This window comes from Haloarcula sp. CGMCC 1.2071, from assembly GCF_037078445.1.
Classification (GTDB): domain Archaea; phylum Halobacteriota; class Halobacteria; order Halobacteriales; family Haloarculaceae; genus Haloarcula; species Haloarcula amylolytica.
In genome coordinates this window covers 94,083-114,067 of sequence record NZ_JAYMGY010000001.1, presented here as the reverse complement: position 1 = coordinate 114,067, position 19,985 = coordinate 94,083, and the positions used below count along the sequence as shown (strand labels likewise).

General features: G+C 63.2%; 19 protein-coding genes. 11 read left to right on the top strand and 8 right to left on the bottom strand.

From position 1 onward, the window contains the following. Positions 1–33: 33 nt before the first annotated feature. Together VI234_RS00615 and VI234_RS00610 are read left to right on the top strand one after the other, a co-directional pair. Positions 34–465 (top strand): CopD family protein, encoded by a 432-nt coding sequence (locus tag VI234_RS00615; protein WP_336328968.1) that lies wholly within the window; start codon positions 34–36, stop codon positions 463–465. Further along, positions 458–1,048 (top strand): hypothetical protein, encoded by a 591-nt coding sequence (locus VI234_RS00610; protein ID WP_336328967.1) that lies wholly within the window; start codon positions 458–460, stop codon positions 1,046–1,048. Before VI234_RS00615 ends, VI234_RS00610 begins: the two co-directional genes overlap by 8 nt. Here the strand turns inward: VI234_RS00610 and VI234_RS00605 are convergent. From VI234_RS00605 to VI234_RS00595, 3 genes are all read right to left on the bottom strand, one after another. Next, positions 1,026–1,772 carry a class I SAM-dependent methyltransferase gene (locus VI234_RS00605; RefSeq protein WP_336329290.1) on the bottom strand — a complete coding sequence of 249 codons (747 nt, stop codon included), beginning with the start codon at positions 1,770–1,772 and terminating at the stop codon, positions 1,026–1,028. The genes VI234_RS00610 and VI234_RS00605 overlap by 23 nt on opposite strands. A gap of 147 nt (positions 1,773–1,919) precedes the next feature. Continuing rightward, positions 1,920–2,753 (bottom strand): deoxyribonuclease IV, encoded by an 834-nt coding sequence (locus tag VI234_RS00600; RefSeq protein WP_336328966.1) that lies wholly within the window; start codon positions 2,751–2,753, stop codon positions 1,920–1,922. Positions 2,754–2,872: 119 nt separating this feature from the next. After that, on the bottom strand, positions 2,873–3,187 hold the full coding sequence (locus VI234_RS00595) for a hypothetical protein (RefSeq protein ID WP_336328965.1): 315 nt from the start codon (positions 3,185–3,187) through the stop codon (positions 2,873–2,875). A 210-nt stretch (positions 3,188–3,397) separates the two neighbouring features. On the opposite strand from VI234_RS00595, the gene VI234_RS00590 reads away from it, so the two are divergent. Then, a complete protein-coding gene (locus tag VI234_RS00590; protein WP_008308088.1) occupies positions 3,398–4,147 on the top strand; it encodes a helix-turn-helix domain-containing protein in 750 nt (249 codons plus the stop codon). 75 nt (positions 4,148–4,222) lie between these two features. Here the strand turns inward: VI234_RS00590 and VI234_RS00585 are convergent, their stop codons facing one another. From VI234_RS00585 to VI234_RS00575, 3 genes are all read right to left on the bottom strand, one after another. Beyond that, positions 4,223–5,017, bottom strand: coding sequence for a lipoate--protein ligase family protein (locus VI234_RS00585; RefSeq protein ID WP_008308087.1), 795 nt, complete (start codon positions 5,015–5,017; stop codon positions 4,223–4,225). Between the two features lie 532 nt (positions 5,018–5,549). Continuing rightward, entirely contained in the window at positions 5,550–6,026 is a 477-nt protein-coding gene (locus VI234_RS00580; protein WP_336328964.1) for a cupin domain-containing protein, read from the bottom strand. Between the two features lie 144 nt (positions 6,027–6,170). Further along, a complete protein-coding gene (locus tag VI234_RS00575; protein WP_336328963.1) occupies positions 6,171–6,848 on the bottom strand; it encodes a helix-turn-helix domain-containing protein in 678 nt (225 codons plus the stop codon). 88 nt (positions 6,849–6,936) lie between these two features. On the opposite strand from VI234_RS00575, the gene VI234_RS00570 reads away from it, so the two are divergent. The 4 genes from VI234_RS00570 (at position 6,937) to VI234_RS00555 (ending at position 10,868) form a co-directional block, all read left to right on the top strand. Continuing rightward, positions 6,937–8,574: an NADH-quinone oxidoreductase subunit D gene (locus VI234_RS00570; protein ID WP_336328962.1), complete on the top strand. Its 1,638-nt coding sequence runs from the start codon at positions 6,937–6,939 to the stop codon at positions 8,572–8,574. Between the two features lie 64 nt (positions 8,575–8,638). Beyond that, complete coding sequence (msrA, locus tag VI234_RS00565; protein ID WP_336328961.1) at positions 8,639–9,163, top strand: peptide-methionine (S)-S-oxide reductase MsrA; 525 nt, start codon at positions 8,639–8,641, stop codon at positions 9,161–9,163. After that, complete coding sequence (locus tag VI234_RS00560; RefSeq protein ID WP_008308081.1) at positions 9,160–9,579, top strand: acyl-CoA thioesterase; 420 nt, start codon at positions 9,160–9,162, stop codon at positions 9,577–9,579. Before msrA ends, VI234_RS00560 begins: the two co-directional genes overlap by 4 nt. A gap of 104 nt (positions 9,580–9,683) precedes the next feature. Next, positions 9,684–10,868: an AI-2E family transporter gene (locus VI234_RS00555; protein ID WP_008308079.1), complete on the top strand. Its 1,185-nt coding sequence runs from the start codon at positions 9,684–9,686 to the stop codon at positions 10,866–10,868. Between the two features lie 10 nt (positions 10,869–10,878). On the opposite strand, the gene VI234_RS00550 is transcribed toward VI234_RS00555, so the two are convergent. Beyond that, the gene (locus VI234_RS00550; RefSeq protein WP_008308077.1) at positions 10,879–12,111 is read right to left on the bottom strand and encodes a DolP-mannose mannosyltransferase; all 1,233 of its coding nucleotides are present in this window, start codon (positions 12,109–12,111) and stop codon (positions 10,879–10,881) included. 852 nt (positions 12,112–12,963) lie between these two features. Between VI234_RS00550 and VI234_RS00545 the strand changes: the two genes are divergently transcribed. Further along, positions 12,964–13,872, top strand: coding sequence for a serine/threonine-protein kinase RIO2 (locus VI234_RS00545; RefSeq protein WP_008308075.1), 909 nt, complete (start codon positions 12,964–12,966; stop codon positions 13,870–13,872). A gap of 694 nt (positions 13,873–14,566) precedes the next feature. Next, complete coding sequence (locus tag VI234_RS00540) at positions 14,567–14,989, top strand: metal-dependent transcriptional regulator (RefSeq protein WP_008308073.1); 423 nt, start codon at positions 14,567–14,569, stop codon at positions 14,987–14,989. A 216-nt stretch (positions 14,990–15,205) separates the two neighbouring features. Here VI234_RS00540 and VI234_RS00535 read toward each other — a convergent pair whose 3' ends face one another. Further along, entirely contained in the window at positions 15,206–16,867 is a 1,662-nt protein-coding gene (locus VI234_RS00535) for an aldehyde ferredoxin oxidoreductase family protein (RefSeq protein WP_336328960.1), read from the bottom strand. 208 nt (positions 16,868–17,075) lie between these two features. On the opposite strand from VI234_RS00535, the gene VI234_RS00530 reads away from it, so the two are divergent. After that, the gene (locus VI234_RS00530) at positions 17,076–19,025 is read left to right on the top strand and encodes an ABC transporter substrate-binding protein (protein ID WP_336328959.1); all 1,950 of its coding nucleotides are present in this window, start codon (positions 17,076–17,078) and stop codon (positions 19,023–19,025) included. A gap of 3 nt (positions 19,026–19,028) precedes the next feature. After that, positions 19,029–19,982: an ABC transporter permease gene (locus VI234_RS00525; protein WP_058994369.1), complete on the top strand. Its 954-nt coding sequence runs from the start codon at positions 19,029–19,031 to the stop codon at positions 19,980–19,982. Positions 19,983–19,985: the final 3 nt, after the last annotated feature.

Below are 19,985 nucleotides of genomic sequence, written 5' to 3'. Positions count from 1 at the left end.
GATTCTTTTCGACCTGCCGGTGAAGCGACAGCTATGGCAGCCCTCCCGATTCGAACCCTCCACGTCCTCGCGATGGCGGCCCTCGTCGGCGGTACGACCCTCCTCTGGTACAGCTATCGGAGCGGCGCTATCGCCTCGCTCGCGCCCGCGCGACAGTTCGAGTGGCTGTTCTGGGCCGGCGTCGGCGTGCTCGTGTTCACCGGCGTCGGCAACCTCGGCACGCTCGGACCGCCGGGTCCCGGAACCGACTGGGGACGGACCCTGCTGGTGAAACTCGTCGTCGTCGTCGCCCTCGTCGTGGGATCGGTCGTCCGGACGCTCCTCCTCGTTCAAGCCAGCGACCGCGAGGCAACATCCGGTGACCTGTCCCCAACCCTTCTGCGAACGCTTTCGCGGGCGTACGGCGTGACGGCAGCGGTCCTCCTCGGTATCGTCGTCCTCGCGGAGGTCCTCGCACATGGCTGAGGACCGCCGTGAGCGGAGAGCTGAAAGCGAGATAACGACCGGGGCCGAGACCGAGCCAGCACACACCGCGGAACGGGCCAACGCGCGACCGGTCTCGCTCGTGACGTGGACGCTCGCCACGTTCGACACCGCCCTGTTCGTCCTGCTCGGCGTCCTCGCCGCTCACGCGAGCGCCGGTCTCGCCGACCTGCTCGCCGGGCTGAACACCCTCGTCGGCGTGGCCGTCTTCTGCTACCTCTGGGCGCTGTTCGTCCTGGCGGTTCGATGGGTTCACGGCCGGGTGGCGCTCGACTCGGCCGGAGTCAGCACGCTCGTCCTCCACGGAGTTGCGGCCGGCTGTGCCACCGGCGTCGCGTTCCTGCTGGGACTGTTCGCGGTGGCGCTCGTGCCGACAATACAGAGCGGCGGGGACCGACTGCAGGCGGTGCTGCTTGTCTTGCTCATCGGGGCCGGTGTCGCCGCTGTCGTCGGCGGCGTCGTCGGACTGGTCGCCAGCCTGCTGGACGGCGCAGTCTACAGACTGGCGGGCTATTTCCTCCCTGAAGCCGAGAACGAGCAGGTCACGGAACCTCGCCGACAGTGACGAAGAACGGGACCGTCTCGCGGCGTTCGTAGGCCTCCGCTTGCATCTGCTCGATTACGTCACGGCCCATCGACCGCCAGCGCTCCCGGAGCGCGTCGTACTCGGCGGGCGTCGCCTCGCCGTTGAGAATCGTCTCGCGGTCGTGGGCCAGTCCGGTCCCGGTCGCCTTCCGCCGGGCCGCCTGCATCGCCGCGTCGTCGTAGGGCGGCTCGATGCGCTGCTCTTGGTCGTACTGTGTCGTCGAGACGACGGACAGCCCCGCGTCGCGGAACACGTCGGCGGCGTCGCTACCGAGGGTGACGTCCGTTCGCACGCCATCGAGAAAGAGCCGACGAGCGCGGCGGGCCAGTATCGGTTCCGCGTCGACGGTCGACTCGACGGTGACGGCGGCGTTGTTCGGCTCGATGGCGGCCACGCGGTCGGTGGCGACGCGGGCGAACTCCCGAACCGCGACCTCGGGGTCTGGGAGGTTGATGAGCAACGCCTGACACACCACCAGGTCGAAGCTGTCGTCGGCAAAAGGGAGTCGCGTCGCGTCCCCGCAGACGGTCGGGTCGCCGGCGGCGGCCAGCAGGTCCGTATCGGCGTCGAGGCCGACGACCGTTCCGTCGGTCTCCTCGCGGAGGACGCGGGTCAGCTCGCCGGTCCCACACCCCACGTCGAGGACGCGCTCGCACTCGCCCAACTGCAAGCCCGAGAGCGCCTCGCGGGAGTCGGCCCACATCCCCCGGCGGGTGGTTTCGAGGTAGTCGGCGGAGAACCTGCGCACAGTTCCGCAGAGTCGAGTCGACCTAAAAAGTACCGCGGTCGAACGCGCTCGCGCTCCCTCACAGAATCGAGGAGATCGGATACGTGCGCTCGATAGCGGCGTCTATTCGCCGCGGAGTTCCGTGACGCGCTCGATGTTCCAGGCGAAGCTCTTGCCGTCCTCGGTCGGCGTCTCGAGCACCAGCGGCACGTCGCGGATGGCGCCGTGGTTGACGAACGCGCGCATCCCGTCCTCGCCGATGTGGCCCTCGCCGATGTGGGCGTGTTCGTCCTTGTTCGTCCCGCACTCGTGTTTGGAGTCGTTGAGGTGGACGCAGGCGAGATCATCGAAGCCGACGACCTCGTCGAACTCCGCCAGCGTCTCCTCGACGGCCTCGGGCGTCGAGAGGTCGTAGCCCGCAGCGAACATATGGGCCGTGTCGAGACAGAACTCGATGTCCTGGTCGGTTCGTTCCCGGACCGTCGCCAGGTGCTCGAACTGGCCGCCGAGTTTCGTCCCGCTGCCCGCGTCGGACTCGACCAGCACGGTGACCCCCTCGGGGATGTCGAGGTCGTCCAGTACGCTCGCGGCGTTGTCCAAGCCGCCGTCGACGCCCGCGCCGGTGTGAGCGCCGAGGTGGACGTTGACGTACTCGATGCCCAGCTTCGCGGCGGCGTCGACCTCCTTCTGCATGGAGTCCAGCGACTTCTCGCGGAGGTCGTCCTTGGGCGTACAGAGGTTCACCAGATACGACGAGTGGATGACCCACGGGCCGACGCCGTGGTCGGCTGCGAGGTCGCGGAACTGCTCGGCCTCGTCGTCGTCGATGTTCGGGTCCTGCCAGACCTGCGGCGAATGGGAGAATATCTGCCCGCAGTTGCCGCTGTACTCGACCTGTTCCTCGACGGCGTTGTAGACGCCGCCGGCGATAGAGGTGTGTGCCCCGACTCGTACCATGCACACCGGTCGGTGATGCCCGACAAAAGAGGTTCCGGAGTGGTACGATCGGTTATAGCTCGTGTCCGGATTTCGCCGGAGCGGGACGACAGACCGGGGAACAGAGATACCCGACCGCCTCAGACCCACTCGCGGACGGGTGGGATCATGCGGAGGCTCGATAGCGCGAGGTATGCACCGAACAGGACGAGTACTACACCGATAGCTGCCGGGAGCGGCGTTGCTGACAGTAGTAACGCTGCGCCCCAGGAGGCCAGTACGATGCCGATACCGACCAACATGAGCGTGCCGAGCGCGCCGAGCACTGCGTCCTCGGTAGCCACCCGGACAATCGCGTACAGTTCTTCCTCGGAAAGCGTTGCGGCGCTGCCGTCGGCTGCCCGAGGGTCGGCGGAGGTGTCGGCAGAGCCGTCATCAGCGGGGGACGAGACCATGCCACTGCTTGGCCGGGTTGCCACAAAACGGTAACGTAGTTCTGTTGTCAGTAACGCTGGACAGTCCACCCTCGTAGCCCGTCATTGCAGGTGTGAGGGTCACGATGAATCGACCACGTATTCTTAGCAATAGCCAACCATCTAGTTTTGAGCGTCTTCAGTCGACTGGTAACCGACTTATACCGGCCTCGATAAGTTAGTAATAGCCAAATGACCGAATCACAGGCCGCAGTTGATGAAACACGCGAGTTCGAGTTCGTCTTGCAGTTCGACGCGGGAGCCGATAGCCTGATGGACGTGTTCCGGCAGTACGAAAGCCTCTCTGTGTGGTCCTCAGCCATCTTCGTCGGTGACGACCACATGTGGCGGCTGGACCACGCGAAAGGGACGCCCGAGGCCCTGAACGCGTTCGACGAGGTCTTCCTGGACGAAGACCGCTGTAACGAGTGTTTCGACGTCGTGAGCTGTGAGACGACGCGGACGTACCACATGCTGGACCGCGGGGAAACGTCACGGACAGTGTACACGTTACGTCGCGAAATCAGCGGCTGTCAGTCGCTGCCGAGTTTCCTGCACCGGCACGTCAGTGAGGGGACTATCTTCGAATCCCGGCGGACTGGCGACGAGTACCGCTGGCGCGTCCTCTATCCGGGGTCGAACCCCATCGGCGAGGTGTACGACAGAATCGAATCGAGCCTCCGCGACGGCGTCACGCTCTCGGTGTCTCACATCACCAGTGCCGGAAACTGGAAGGCCACCGAACGGGTCGCGACGAACTTCTCGCCCCAACAGTGGCGGGTGCTGAAGGCCGCCGTGACCCACGGCTACTACGAGCGGCCGCGGGAAGTCTCGGTCAAGGACCTCGCATCGATACTAGACGAGCCCCGGTCGACCGTGCAGTACCAGCTCCGGACTGCCGAGGACCGCCTTATCTCGCAGTTTGTCGAAGAAACACTCTGAAGGGCGATCTTTCAGGATAGGACGCGGCTCGTGGTGGCCCGGCACGGCCGTCATCGCCGGACCGCACCGCCAGCGTCAGGGCGACCGTCGAATCCACTCGTCTGCGTCGAACTTCTCTTCCGCGTGCTCGCGTGCGCATGCCAGTTCGTCGTCCGTCCACGAGCCCTCGGTCGCGTCGACCCACTCGGCCAGCGTCGAGCGGAGCGTCTCGACAGCCTCGGCGCGGTCGATATCGGCGTACTCGTCTATCGCTCCGACGCGTTCGGTGAACCGCTCCGAGTCGGGGTCGGCGGTGAAACAGCCGCAGTGGCGGTCGGGGCGCAGCGAGACGGACAGGGAACCGTGCTGGATGACGGCGTCCTTCTGGCGGTACTGGGCGTTCCCGCTGAGTTTGCGGCCATCGGGGCCGACGATATCGTGGGCCGGATGGAGTTGCCGCAGGTAACAGGCCGGCTGGTGGACCGCCGACCGCTCGTCGTCGGCAAACGACGCGTCGACGCCCATGCGTTCGAACGCTTCGAGCACCGGCTCGCAGAACTGCTCGTAACACGCCATCAGATCGCCCGGCACGGCCTCGGCCGGCGCGATGATGCCGTACGAGATGTCCGCCACGCTGTCGTGGTAGATCGCCCCACCGCCGGTGGGCCGTCGCGTCACCCCAACGTCCTCGCGCTCGCAGAACTCCCAGTCGATCGTGTCGGGGTCCTGTCCGTAGCCCAGCGACAGCGTATCGGGCCAGGTGTACACTCGAACCGTTGCCGGACCGCCAGCGGCGACGGTTTCGGCAGCGGCCGCTTCCAGCGCCATCGTCATCGGTCCGGGTCGTGTTTCCTCGCCGATGACGCGCCACTCCAGGTCGGCCAGTGACATACCCGGGCTTCGTGACGCGATGCGATATGAATTGCGGGCTATAGTAGCCATTGAAAATCAATGCACACCTGATCGCACGATGGCAGTGTGATCAGTGTGTAAATCGTTTCAATTGTTACTATAGCAGCGGGTGGAATGACTGACGGGGTCGTTGTTTATGCAAAGAGCCAGAAAGCCCCCGCTCGCTCGACTCCTGCGACTCGCTGCGCGCTTCCTCGCTCCTCAACGTCGCTCGTCAGTGCTTGCATCGCCTCGAACGTCGAGCGAGCGGCCCCTTTCAGTCCCACCCGTAGCCGGTTGGACAAAGAATGCTGGGCGGGACTGAAAGGGGCGTTGTCGGCGCTGTGCGCCGACTGCTCGGGAGACCGCAGGTCTCCCGGTGGCCGGCTGGACGAAGGCGGGCGATGTAAGCACCACAGGAGCGACCGGAGGGAGTGACAAGGAGCGCAGCGAGCCCCCCGAGTTCAGCCGGCCGGGGCTTTCTGGCTGTACAAACACCTGTTTCCAATCACGAGAGCGACAGAAGTGGGTCCTAGCCCTGAACGTTCCCGCAGTCGGTACAGGTGAGTTCGAACCGGCCCTCGGCGAGGGCGACGCTCTGGGTCGTCTCCGCGTCACACTCCGGGCAGTGCGCTCTCGATTCCAGGTCGTCCCAGTCGTGAGTTGCACCGGGCGCGCCGAAGGCCCAGCCGACGACGCGCTCGTCGCCGGCGTTGTATCCCTGCTGGAACTCGCCGGGTTCGAAGCGAATGAGTTCGCCGCCCGAGACGTCGACCTCCTCGCGGTCGAGGCCCACCTCGAAGGTGGTCTGTCCCTGCTCGATGTAGAACACTTCTTCCTGGTCGTGATGGCGGTGGAGGCTCCCCGAGAAGGAGTCACCGGGTTCGAGTTCGAAGTAGTTCGCCGCGAAATGCTCGGTCCCGAGTTTCCGGGAGACGGGCTTGCGGATGTCGTGTACCTGCATCGGGTTCCGTTCGACCGGTACGTCGTCGATAGTTACTGTGTCCATGATCAGTGTCGTCCTGAGTCGGGCCACCGCTGGCCCCTGTGGTGTGTTCGCAACCCAGCATTAGGAGACACTGTTCCAGAGTTTATAGTTTTTCGGGAAGGCAAACAGTAGTCGGCCGCTCCGGCGGTTACCGTACAGAGCGGGCTATTCCGCTGATGTGGGCCGCTGTTCGAGTACGTCAGCCATCACATGGGCCTCGGCCTTCCGAAGGTGTTCGGCAGCGGTTCCGGGAGCACAGCCCAGTTCGGCGGCGACGTCGTCGACACCGCCCTCGCGGGGGTCAGCGTAGTACCCGCAGTCGACGGCAGCGGCGACAGCTTCGAACTGCCGGTCGGTGAGCGCCGCCCCGGTATCGAGCCGCCGGCTGTCGTACTCCCCGACCTCCCGAACGTCGACGGAGACGCCGTCGGGCACCGTCTCGACTGCCTGCTGGACCGTCCCGCCCGGGCCGACCAGCGTGAGCCCGACCGTTCCGTCGGCGCGGTAGGCCACCGGCGAGACGATGACCAGGCCGGCCCGTGTGAGCGCGTCGACGAGGTCGTGGCCGGTCGTCGACGGCGAGTCCTGTACGTAGAGGTAGAACGTCTCGTCGGGGCACGTCGAAATGGCGTACTCCCGGACGGTGTCAGCCTGTTCCAGCGCCGCCCGGTAGGGCTCCGGCGGGAAGCCGTCGACATGAAACAGCAGCGTCTGGAGGTCGGCACCTATGTCGTTGCCCCGGAGGAGATAGCTCCCCTCGTAGCCGTCGTGCTCGACGACGAACTGATGCATCGGGTGGCGGACCTCGGGGGCCATCCACAGCGAGAGCGTGACGTATTTCATACCTGGCTGTTCCGAGCAGTATTTAAAATAACCTCGGGCGTGAGGGGATAGTCCGAGGCACTCGGCCGCCGAACGCACGGACACTGAGATGGCCCAGACAGTCCACCGCACCGACGACGTCCATCCGCTTATCGAGCCGATTGCCGACCACGTCCTCTCCACCGAACGCCACGAGAACGCTCCGGCTGTCGTCATCCGCGCTGACGAAGTACAGACCGTCCTCTCGACGCTGAAAGAGAATATCGGCTTGGACCACTGCGCCTGCGTCACGGCACAGGAGTACGCCGACCGGTTCGAAACGATCTATCACCTGCGGCGCTACGCCGACCCGACACAGGAACTCTCGGTCGTCGTTCCGACGCCCAGGGAGTCGCCGAGCAGCGAGTCAGCCGCACCCGTGTACCCGACGGCGGCGTGGCACGAGCGGGAGGCCTACGACCTGGTCGGCATCGAGTACGCGGACCACCCTGACCTCCGGCGCATTCTCCTGCCCGAGACCTGGCAGGGCCACCCGCTGAGCCGGGACTACAATCAGGACCAGCCACAGATCGTCTCCTTTCGCGAGCACGAGCGCCTGCTCGAAGACCGCCGCGAGGGGCCGGAGACGATGCACCTCAACATGGGGCCACACCACCCTTCGACTCACGGCGTCCTGCACCTGAACGCCCAACTCGACGGCGAGCAGGTGGCGGCCGTCGACCCAGACATCGGCTACATCCACCGCTGTGAGGAACAGATGTGTCAGCAGGGCACCTACCGCCACCAGATCATGCCGTACCCGGACCGCTGGGACTGGGGCGGGGCCGGGCTGTTGAACGAGTGGGCCTACGCCCGCGCGGCCGAGGACCTCGCCGACATCGAGGTGCCGGCCTACGCCCAGATCATCCGGACGATGGGCGGGGAGCTCTCGCGCATCCTCTCGCACATGCTCGCGGTCGCGACCTACGCGCTGGACGTAGTCGGCGAGTTCACCGCCACCTTCCAGTGGGGGGTCCGGGACCGCGAACTCGTCCAGGACATCCTCGAAGACCTCACCGGCCAGCGGCTGATGTTCAACTACCTGCGGCTGGGCGGCGTCGCCTGGGACCTGCCCGAGCCCCGCGAGGCGTTCTTCGAGAAGATACGCGCGTTCCTCGACGACCTGCCCCACAAGCTCACAGAGTACCACGACATGCTCACCAGCAACGAGATCCTCCAGTTGCGGACGATTGACACGGGCCACCTCCCGCCCGAAACCGCGAAGGCCTACGGCTGTACCGGGCCGGTCGCGCGAGCATCCGGCGTCGACTACGACCTCCGACGGGACGACCCATACGGCTACTACGACGAACTCGACTGGTCGGTCGTCACCGAGCAGGGCGGCGACAACTTCTCGCGCCTGCTCGTGCGCCTGCGCGAGGTGGAGGAGTCCGCGAAAATCATCGGCCAGTGTGTCGACCTGCTGGAGGACTGGCCCGAGGACGACCGCGAGATACAGGCCAACGTCCCCCGCACGCTCCGGCCCGACCCCGACACCGAAATCTACCGCGCCGTCGAGGCCGCGAAGGGCGAACTCGGCATCTACATCCGCTCGGACGGGACGGAGACGCCGGCCCGGTTCAAGATCCGCGGCCCCTCCTTCTCGCACGTCCAGGCGCTGTCCGAGATGGCGCGTGGCGAGTACATCCCCGACCTCGTAGCGACGATAGGTAGTCTTGACACCATCATGGGCGAGGTCGACCGGTAGGCCGGCACCCATCTGCGACGAACACAGCCAGTGAGTTTTGTACGCCGGGCACGTACGTCCGGTGATGACTGAACAAGCGACATTCGCGGGCGGTTGCTTCTGGTGTACGGAATCGGTGTTCAAGCAGGTCGACGGCGTGACCGATGTGATTTCGGGCTACGCCGGCGGCCACGTCGCCGACCCCAGCTACGAGGCGGTCTGCCGCGGGGAGACGGGCCACGCCGAGTGTGTACAGCTCACTTTCGATCCGGACGAGGTGAGCTACGAGGACCTGCTCGCAGTCCACTTCACGACGCACACCCCGACGACGAAAGACCGGGAGGGCAACGACGTCGGCACGCAGTACCGCTCGGCCGTGTTCTACCACGACGAGGCCCAGCGCGAAACCGTCGAAGCCCTCATCGAGGAGATAGAGCCGGGCTACGACAGCGACATCGTCACCGAAGTCGAGCCGCTGGAGACGTTCTATCCCGCCGAGGAGCACCATCAAGACTACTTCGAGAAGAATCCGGACCAGAGTTACTGTCAGTTGACCATCCCGCCGAAAATCGAGAAGCTCAAAGAGAAACACGCGGAACTGCTGGCATGAGCTTCGAGTACACGACGGAGGTCGAGGTCCGGTACACGGACATCGACACGTACGGCCACGTCAACAACGCGACGTACGCGACCTACTTCGAGGAGGCTCGCATCGACTACCTGCACGACGTGGTCGACTGCGGCGAAGCGCTGCTCTCGGGCAGCGAGTCGGGCACCGGCATGGTCATCGCGAACCTCGAAGTCGATTACATCCAACCGGTCCGGATCAGCGACTCCGTCGCCGTTGCCGTCCGGGTGCCCCGTCTGGGCGGGAAGAGCTTCCCCTTCGAGTACGAGGTCCGGACCGAAGACGGTGTGGCTGCGACCGGGGAAACGACTGTCGTCACGTACGATCGCGACACGGAATCCTCGCGTCCGATCCCCGAAGACTGGCGGGAGCGGATTGCGCAGTTCGAAGGGCTGTAGCCACAGCCGATAGCATGACGCCGCCCATTTCGTTCCGCCCACGCTAGAAATCATCGAGCCGACCGGTGGTTTTATTTTTCATCGAGATGTTGTATTGAAAACATATGGAATATAGTACCGACCTCGGACGGCGCGCCCTCTTTGCCCTCGCAGGCGTAGCACTCCTCCTCGTGGTCGGGTTCGTCCTGTCCCAGTTCCTCCCGACGCTCGTGTTTACCGTCTTCCTGTACTACGCCAGCCGACCGATTTATCGACGGCTCGGGCGGCTCCCGATGCCCGATTCGTTCCTGAATCGAGCTGTCCCCTACCAGAAGCAGGTCCATGCGGCGGCCACGATTTTCTTCTTTCTCCTGCCGTTCGTGGTTCTGGTCGGCTACACGCTCGTCCTCATTGTCCCCGAGTTACAGGCGTTCTTCGGCGAGGGCGGCCTGGGCGCGGCGTACCTCGCGCAGTTCCAGGATCTCCAGGGTGGTTCACTGCCAGGGCCGCTCGCCGACCTCGGCTTCACCGATGTGCTGGCAATGGGACCGGCTGAGGTGATCGACCTGTTGCGAAACGCGAGAGTCCAGTCGTGGCTGGGGCAAATATCCGATACGCTCATCGACTCCGTAAGTATGCTTACGGCGCTACTGCTGCGCGTGTTCATCATGTTCGCCGGAACGTACTACCTGCTTACCGACGGACCGCGCCTCGTCGGCTGGTTCCTCGATACCTTCGACGGATCGGGCGTCCTCAGGGAGTACGCGGCAGCAGTCGATGAAGAACTGTCCTCGATTCTCTTCGGGAACATCCTGAACGCACTGGTGACTGGTGTCATCGGGATTTTCGTGTTCTCGCTGTACAATCTGGTCGCTCCCGGCTCAGTGCAGGTTCCGTTTGCACCACTCGTCGGCGCACTCACCGGCATCGGGAGCCTCGTTCCCGTTGTCGGAATGAAAATCGTTTACCTGCCCGTCACTGCACTGCTTGCGGTCTCCGCGGTCGTCACGGGACAGCCAGCGGCCCTGGCATGGGTTGTCCTCTTTCTCACAGTCACGCTGGTCGTCGTCGACACGATCCCGGATTTCCTGATTCGGCCGTACGTCAGCGGCGACCTGACCCACATCGGCCTGTTGATGTTCGCGTACATCCTCGGACCGATCGTGTTCGGCTTCTACGGCATCTTCCTGGGCCCGATCCTGCTGGTCCTTGCCGCCCAGTTCTTCCGGATTATCGTTCCCTACATCATCACGGGCTCAGTCGCAACGACGCAAACGTCGCTCTCCGACTACGACTCCGCGGAGTCGTAACCGTAACGGGCTATCCGTTCCCGAGTCGGGCGCTGGCGGTCCCGAAGTCGAGACAGCGACTGTCGACCGACGAGTCGACTCGGTCGAGCCACCGCAGTTCCATCACCGAGAGCCGGTAGTGACACGTCGACGGCTCGATCTGTTGCCAGTAGATGTACCGGACGTCCGGTACTGGTTCGGCCTCGTCGTAGGCCGCTGGGAGGTCGTGGGTTTCGAGGTCCGACATCGGCACCGGTCCCGGCGTCTCGACGGGTGTGAAGACGACGCCGACGCTACCGAGGAAGGCGACGTTCACGACGAGGACCAGCGCGAGGATGACGCCGAGATTCTGCGCCTGTTGTCTGTCGCGAAGCACCGTGGCAATCATGCCGATACCGATTGCGACGAACGCGAGCCCCGGAATGAGGTCGGTGTAGCCGCCAGTTTCGAAATCGACGAACAGTACCAGAAACGCGAACCACGCTGCGCCGACCGGAATCCACCATTCGGTGCGCCCGGCAACGCCGTCAGTGTCAGTGAAACAGCATCGAGCGGTGTGAGCGAGGCCGAGTCCACCGAGCAAGACGAACGGTGACGCCCATTTGAAGTGGACGACACCGGCGACGAACCGAGCGAGCAACGACGCGTGTTCCTCCGTTTGTAACGGTACGAGGAGAACCTGAACGACCATCTCCGAGGCTGAATGCCAGAGGAGAAACACCGGTATCAACATGACGACGGTAAAACCGAGACCGCCGGCGACGACACGCTCAAGCGCCCGCGTGTCGCGCCGTTGGATCGCTAGACCGACCACGATCAGCGGGAAGATGGCCCCAGCCTGCCAGTATCCAACACTGGCTGCCGCAGCCACGCCACTCAGTGCCGGGTAGCCACGCGTGTACAGATATATCGCCAGTAATCCACAGAGAACGAGGAGGTATTTCGCTTTGAACCCATACGCCGGCCGGACGGCAAATCCCGGCAACAGGAACATCGACAGGCCAGCCAGCAGCGCAGCGATATCATCGCCAGTGATGTCATAGACCAGTATCACGACGAGTCCGACGATTGCACACACCGCACCGCTCATCAGCACCACGCTGAGGAGGTGGAGTCGGTACATATCGCCACCGGACAGCAATGCCAGTATCCCGGTCGTCTCGTAGGACAGCGGCAACTTCGGTTCCCAGGCGTCGACGTACAACCGCCCTCCGCGTGTCAAATACCAGCCGAGATGCTGGAAGATACCGGCGTCGGGTGCCATGGGCGGTCGAGTGGAATCGAGTGTGATTGTCAGGAAAACGTACAGTTGCGTGCCGACGGCAAACAGTACCGGAAACGCGAGTCGTCTATCGTGGGGATGGAGGGCAAGCGAGCGAAGCAGATCTCTGAGTTGATCTTTGTTTCGTCTGCTCACACGGGCTGTTTGTGTTCAGGTGACCAAAAGTATAGACTAATTTAGAACATATTCAGTAGCCAAAGGCAGCTACTGTTCGCATTACATATACTGCTACCGAGATTAGGATTGTGTTTTTAGATTGATGTGTCGCTCGTGATTCCGTTCAGACACCGTTCATATAAAGGGAGTCTGCAACCGTTCAGAGCCCGTGTTCACGAGTACTCAGTCGTGATTTGAGCTACAGAAACGGTAGTACAGCGGTGATACCCGACCGATAATACTACTATATGAGCCTGTACCATGTGGGTTAAAGTATTCCCTACTCGGCAGGACATTGTCTCAGACGCTGTTGGGCGCGAAACATCGAAACCAAGTCCGTATCGGAGTAGCTAGATACCCATATTAAAGCAGTATATCCAGCACGAGGGAACCTGGGCCCGCTTACGAGCGCACTGTGCTTTGATCTGACTCAGCACGGGGACGCTGGACTGGGTTTGAAACGTCTACTCGGCACGGAGCGACTGACAAGACCAACACTGGATACTCCGCAGAACAGCCCGCTCGCCCACCAGCGGTACTGATCGGCACATCGACAGTCCGATTGCAAACCGAACAGCGACGAGGCCGAGACATGATTTTGTATAGCGAATACTAATTTATCAATGCCCTCCGCCGAACGCGTCGGCCTTTTACCAGTTGGCCCAGTAGAGAACCCTAATGGTCCAGAACGTGGCTTCAGTGATGGCGGAGCTGGAACCCGAGGACTTCCATCTGCTCTCCGGCGTCGAACAGGGGATGCGGTTCTCGGAGTACGTCGCCCGCGAGAAGTTGACCGAGTTCTCCCGGCTGACGACGGAAGACGTCGACTACCGGCTCGACCGGTGTGCGGACCGGGGGCTGGTCGAGCGCAAGACCATCCAGTACGAGGGGTTCAAACTCACGTTCGAGGGGTACGACACGCTTGCGCTGCACACCTTTGCCGAGCGCGACACTATCGAAGGAGTTGGGTCGCCGCTGGGCGTCGGCAAGGAAAGCGACGTGTACGAGGCCCAGTCGTACAAACCGGTAGCGCTGAAATACCACCGCGAAGGGTACACCAATTTCCGTGAAGTGATGAAAGAGCGGGAGTACACCGCCGACCGCGACCACGTCTCCTGGCTCTACACCGCCCGGAAGGCCGCCGAACGGGAGTACGATGCCCTCGAAACGCTGTATCCGGACGTATCAGTCCCACAGCCTATCGACACGAACCGCCATGCGATTGTCATGGAGAAGATAGACGGCGTCGAACTCTCCCGAACGAAACTCGAACCGGAACAGGTACTGCCGATTCTGGATCTCGTGCTTGAGGAGATGCAGACGGCCTACCGCGAGGGGTACGTCCACGCGGACATGAGCGAGTACAACGTCTTCGTCACGAACGAGGGCGTCGTCGTCTTCGACTGGCCCCAGGCCGTCCCGACCGACCACGAAAACGCCAGGGAACTGCTAACCCGCGATGTGGAGAACATCGTGAGCTACTTCGAACGAAAGTACCCGCAGGAAATCAGCGACGTGGACAGGGACGCAGTCGCCGAACGGCTGGCGACCGACGCGTTCGAGTCTATTACCGAGTTTACCGAGTAGCGACGTTTTAGCCGCTACTCACCTTCTGTTGGCTGTTCACGGCCGAGTCGGAGCTTGACCGATCGCGGTCGAAATAAACCATATAGTGCGATATCAAATCGGTCAAACCGTACTGAACGGGTCGATTCGAGACAGCGGTGAGAGTAGCGGTGTGTTCCCGGTAGCGAGGCCGAGTGCCACGCGACAGACTCGCTTCGCCGAACAGCGGGTTCAACTGTTCCTTACCGAGCTTCACAGATTGGATTAGGCAGTCCTAAAAACCGCAGACGTTTTATATTATTAGGTTGGCCTAAAACATATGGCAGACGACGGTACTGCGTGCGGGGCACAAACGGGGAGAGACCCGCGGAGGGCTCGATGGCAAGCGGTTTCGTATCGTCGAGGACTACGTCGGCACCCTTCGCGGGGTAGCGGCGTGCACCGCGGGCCATATCCCGAGGTCCCAGTGGCGAGCAGTTGCTCGACCGCCCGTGCTCTGCCGACACTATTGGGGGGCGTCTGCCTGATGAGTGGCGACAGCGATAGCGGGATATCGGGGGAACCGGACGATGGGTAAACGCCCGCAACGGTCGCGCGCTCGACTGTGGGCTTGGGCCTACGCGGTGGTCTTCGGGACCGGGGAGCAGTCGAAGGGGGAATCGACGGCTGGTACGCCCGCAGCAAGCGGCGGGGATGGGGCGGATTCGGCGGAGCGATGAGAACGGCGCCGGAGTATTTGCTGGCGATCTACATCGCACAGCACCGGAACGACCCGCCAGTCGCACCGGGAGAGTTGGGGGAGATGCTCGATCGGTCTCCGGCGGCGGTGACGGAGATGTGCCAACGACTCGCCGAAGACGGTCTCGTCTCGTACGAGCCCTACGATGGCGTGACGCTAACTGAATCGGGGCGCGAGGAAGCCGCAGAGTTACACGAGACGTACGTGACCGTCTCGTGGTTCTTCCGAGGCGTGCTCGATCTCGACGACCACGAGACGGAAGCGATGGAACTGGCCGGTCTGGTCAGTCCGATGGTCGCCGAGCGGTTGGCGGCCACACTGCCCTGTGACGCCGGGGCAGAAGGTACACGGGGGGTTGCCGATTCAGACTCGACGACCTCCGATGGGGACACTGCGTGAGAGCGTATCGGTCAAGGTGCGAGGATTACAGCCGGCGTTCTGAGCGTCCGCTCGTATCTGGATCGCAACTGTCGGCATTTTCTCGATACTGGCCGGGACTCGGTTTTATTCACACCGGACAGCGTTCGCCGTCGAGGAGAAGGCGGTGGATCGGCCGGACTGAGTCAGTGTGTGGACGGAGCCAGGTAGCTATCTGCGAGGATTCCAGGGCGGGAACTAGACCGGCAATGTATTCTCGGGGACCGTGCCGTCGTCGGACCAGCCGCGCGCGTCGTAGTACTCGTCGAGCGCTGCCTCGAACGACGGGAGTTCGTAGGGGAGCGCGTCGTCCGTCCGGTCGAAGCCGCGCTGGTTGTTGAAGTGGCGTTCGAGGGTCACGGTGCGAGCGCCAACGGCCAGCAGGTCCTCGAAATCGGCATCGAAGAGCTGTTCGTAGCGCTCGGGGGTCATGAAGTCCCGCGAGAACTTGCAGACGACGCCGCTGTCGTTCAGCGCCATCAGGTTCTCCCGCTCGACCAGCACGCCGGCTTTCCCGAGCGTCCCCTCCGGAGCCACCGCCTGTTCGTCGGGGACGAGCGGGTACTCGACGGAGTAGAACGTCGCGTACATGTGGTCCGCGCCGCGGTTGGCGACGGCGTAGGAGAGCCCCTGGCCGTGGAGGACACGGCCCTCGTGAGCCGCGAAGTCCATCCCCTTGACCGTCCAGTTCTCGACGCCGAGGTCGTCGTGGCAGCGGTCGATACCCTCCGCCAGCGTGTCGCCGATACCGTCGCGGTGGGCGATTTTCTCGACGGTCTCGTGAATCAACTCGGTATCGCCAAACGCGTCCTCGCTGTCGAGATACGCGGCGACGGTGTTGCCGGCGGAGATGGCGTCCATCCCGAGGCGGTCACAGAGTTCGTTGGACTGCATCACGTCCACGATGTCGTCGACGCCGGAGTTCGACCCGAACGCCATCGCCACCTCGAACTCGGGGCCTTCGGTTTCGACGCCGCGCTCCTCGTCCCGTGTCGGGAGCTTGCAAGCGAACGCACACGCCGAGCAGGTCCCCTTCTTGTACTTCTTCGATTCGACTGCGTCGCCGTTGATGCCCTCTACACCCGGGAACGACTGCTCGGAGAAGTAGTAGGACGGGAGCCCGTTGACCTCGTTGGCGAGGTCCATCACCGAGACGGTTCCCTGCCGTTTCATGATGTGGTCCGCTGTGGCGGCTTCCCGGTGAATATCCGTCTGTATCGGTGGAATCTCGATGTCCGGCGGGGAGTCGCCCGCGAACGTGAGTCCCTTGACGTTTTTCGCACCCATGACCGCGCCGAGGCCGCCGCGGCCGAACGCTCGTTCCCCGCTCGTCATGATGGACGCGAACCGAACCCGGTTCTCGCCGGCCGGGCCGATAACGGCCGTCTGGTCGGCCTCGATACCGTGTTCGGCGTCGAGGTACTCCAGCGTCTCGGGAACAGTCGCGCCGGCGAGGTCGGGGACGGCCTCGAACTCGACGCCGTCGTCCCGAACGTGGAGGATGACGAGTTCGTCGCTCTCGCCGGTGAGTTCGACAGCGCTGTACCCGGTATCGGCGAAGTTCCTGGACATGAACCCGCCGGCGTTCGAGGAGAGCAGCCCGTCAGTCAGCGGCGAGACGCCGGTGCAGTTCATCCGGCCGGTGAAGCTCATCTGGGCGGCCTGCATCGGCCCCGTCGAGAACACCAGTCGGTTCTCCGATCCGAGCGGGTCAACGTCGAACGGGATCCGCTCGTGGGCGAGCCGCGTCCCGACACCGCGACCACCGAGGTACTGTTCGAGGATGCCGTCTATCTCCTCCGTGTTTGTCTCACCCGCTGACAGGTCGACTGTCAGTAGCGGCCCCGTTGAATGTATCATGATTGTTCCTTGACTAGCGATGATCTTATCGATTGTGCCATGGGCGACTGTTCAACTGAAGCCGTTCCTACCTCCATCAGGAAGCAATAAAACCCATAGTCGGTGTAATGGCGTTTTACCGTGGTTTCGGTCGCAGTTCATGAAATCATGTTTACACTATAAGTATGATCAACAATAACACATATCTTACCCTCCGAGGGATGTGTTCATGTCTCAAGATGCAGATGCCAGCGGAACGTCGACAGTATCGCGACGACGGATGCTTCAGACTACGGGTGCCGCCACACTGGCCGCACTCGCCGGCTGTAACACCGGTACCAACGACGGAGCCAGTAGCGGAGGCGGCGGTGGGGCCCCCGACCCGGTCCGTGAGCGCGTCGACGTCGATGTCGACGAGATTCAGGACGGGGGGACCCTCCGGTTCGGCCTCGGTGCCGGAATCGACTCCTTTGACCCGTCCTACAGCACCAGTGCGCCGTCCGGGAACGTCCACGGCCTCGTCTACGAGAGTATCATCACACAGGACGCCGCAGGCACCGTCTATCCCTGGCTAGCGAAGTCCTGGGAACGGTTGGACGTACAGGAAATCGAAGACGGAGCCTACGAACCGTACATGGTGTCGGCGGATACGGACGACGACGGGAACCTCGTCGCCGACGACCAGATACTCATCCGGAATCAGGAGGCCGGTGAAGTTCTGACTGTCAACGAGGCCCCCGACGCCGTCGAAGACGGTACCTACGGCATCAAGTACCAGGCCAAACTCCACGAGGGCGTCACATTCCACAACGGCGAGGAGATGACCGCCGAGAACGTCGCCCGGTCCTACGAGGTCGTCGAGAACTCCTCGATTTCGGCCCAGACGTTCGACTCGTTCCTCTACGCCGAAGTTGTTGATGACTACACGGTCAACATCTACGGGCAAGAGCCCGATGCGGAAGCCGACAACCAGCTCCCGGTCGACGTGTACCCGATGGAGCACATCGAGGAGTACCCAGACACGGGCGCGGACCCGCGCAACGACCACACCCCCATCGGGACGGGACCGTACCAGTTCGAATCCTACGAGACCGAGGAACGTGCCGAGTTCAGTTCCTTCGACGACTACTGGCTCGACGACCTCGGCCTCGACGCGCTGGAGTGGTGGGACGGCCCGGACGGCTTCCCGACGAGTCCGGTCGTCGACGAAGTCGTGGTCGCTATCGTGCAGGACAACGCGACCCGTGCCGCGGCGCTCAACAACGGCGAGATCGACCTCACGTACGGGCTCAACACCGGCACGTACGGCGAGTACCGGAGTGCCGAGGACTTCCGGCTCAGCGTGACTAATGCCGGCGCGTACAACTTCCTCCAGTACCCCGTCACCCAGTCGCCGTGGGACGACCCGCGCATCCGCCGGGGCGTCAATCAGCTGATTCCCCGTGCCCAGATCGCCGAGAACATCTACAACGGGTATCGGAATCCGGCCTACACGCCGCTGCCTGAAATGGCCGCCAAAGCGGGGACGGTGGACTACGAGGCACTCACCGAGGAACTGCGCCCACAGACCGAGCAGAACACCGAGGCGGCGACCGAACTGCTGCAGGAGGCCGTCGACGACCGCGGCGTCGAGACGCCAATCGAGGCCACAATCGAGACGAACGCGACGGACGACCGCCTGCGCGAGGCCGAACTCATCGCGCAGGTGCTGAGCAACACGGAGTTTTTCGACATCAGCGTCGAGGACTTCGAGTTCACAACATTCATCCAGCGCATCCTCGGCTCCGAGTACTACCAGCAGGGCAACATCGTCCTCATCGGCCTCTCGGGGACGTTCAACCCCGGCAGTTTCTACGACGCCGTCAACTCCATCGACAACTTCGGCCAGTGCTGTAACTTCAACCGGATTGACACGCCGGAGCTGGACGAAATCGCGACGGAGGCGCGGTTCTCCGTCGAAGCCGTCGAAGACTCACAGTTCCGGGGCGAGCAGTACGACAAGGTGTGGCAGGGACTTATCGAGCAGGCCCCGAACAGCTACACTGTCTTCGGGACAAACGTGACGGCGCTGTCGGCGGAGTACGTCGGCTACAACACGTACACGTTCTCCAGCAGCATCCTGCCCTACGGCCTGCACGCCCCAGAAGACCAGCAGGTCGCCTATCTGAACCGGGAGTAACCCATGGGTCTCAGACGCTTCATCGCAGTCCGGGTGCTCACGACCATCCCGATACTGTTCGGAGTCTCGATGTTCACCTTCGCGATGGTCCACCTGACGCCAGGAGACCCAATCGACCAGTTAGTGGCGCTAAACCCCCAGATTTCGGCCGCCGAGGAGGCGGCGATACGTGCCAGATACGGGCTCGACGGCCCGGTGTGGCAGCAGTACCTCACCTGGATAACCAACGTCCTCCAGGGCGATTTCGGGACGGTCATCAACGTCGACCAGCCGGTCGGTCCGTACATTATGGACCGGTTACCACAGACTATCGCACTGGGCCTGTTCGGCTGGGTTATTGCCCTGCTCATCGCGATTCCGACCGGCATCTACGCCGCCGTGAACAAGGACACGCTGGGCGACGACCTCTCGCGGGTGTTCGCGCTATCAGGCATCTCGCTGCCGAACTTCTGGCTCGGCCTGATGCTCATCCTCGTGTTCGCGCTCTGGCTCGACCTCTGGCCGGTGCTGGCCCCGAACAAACCGCTGTTCTCGCCGGCAATGCTGAAGTATCTCGTCCTCCCGGGCGTCACCATCGGGACGGCGTCGTCGGCCACGCTGATGCGGGTGATGCGGTCGTCGATGGCCGAGGAGATGAACAAGGAGTACGTCACGGCGGCCCGGGCGAAGGGGCTGCCCGAGCGGACGGTCGTGTTGAAACACGTCCTGCGGAACTCGCTCATCTCGGTGACCACTATCGCCGCGTTCCTGACGGCGAGTATCTTCGCCGGCGCTGTCGTCGTCGAATCGGTGTTCGCCTGGCCCGGGCTGGGAAGAGCCTTCGTCAAGGCGATCTCCGGCCGCGAAGTCGACCTCATCATGGCGATCACGCTGTTTACCGGTGTGACGATCATCCTGGCGAACCTGCTCGCAGACATTGTGTACGCGCTGTTAGACCCACGAATCCGCTACGACTGACCA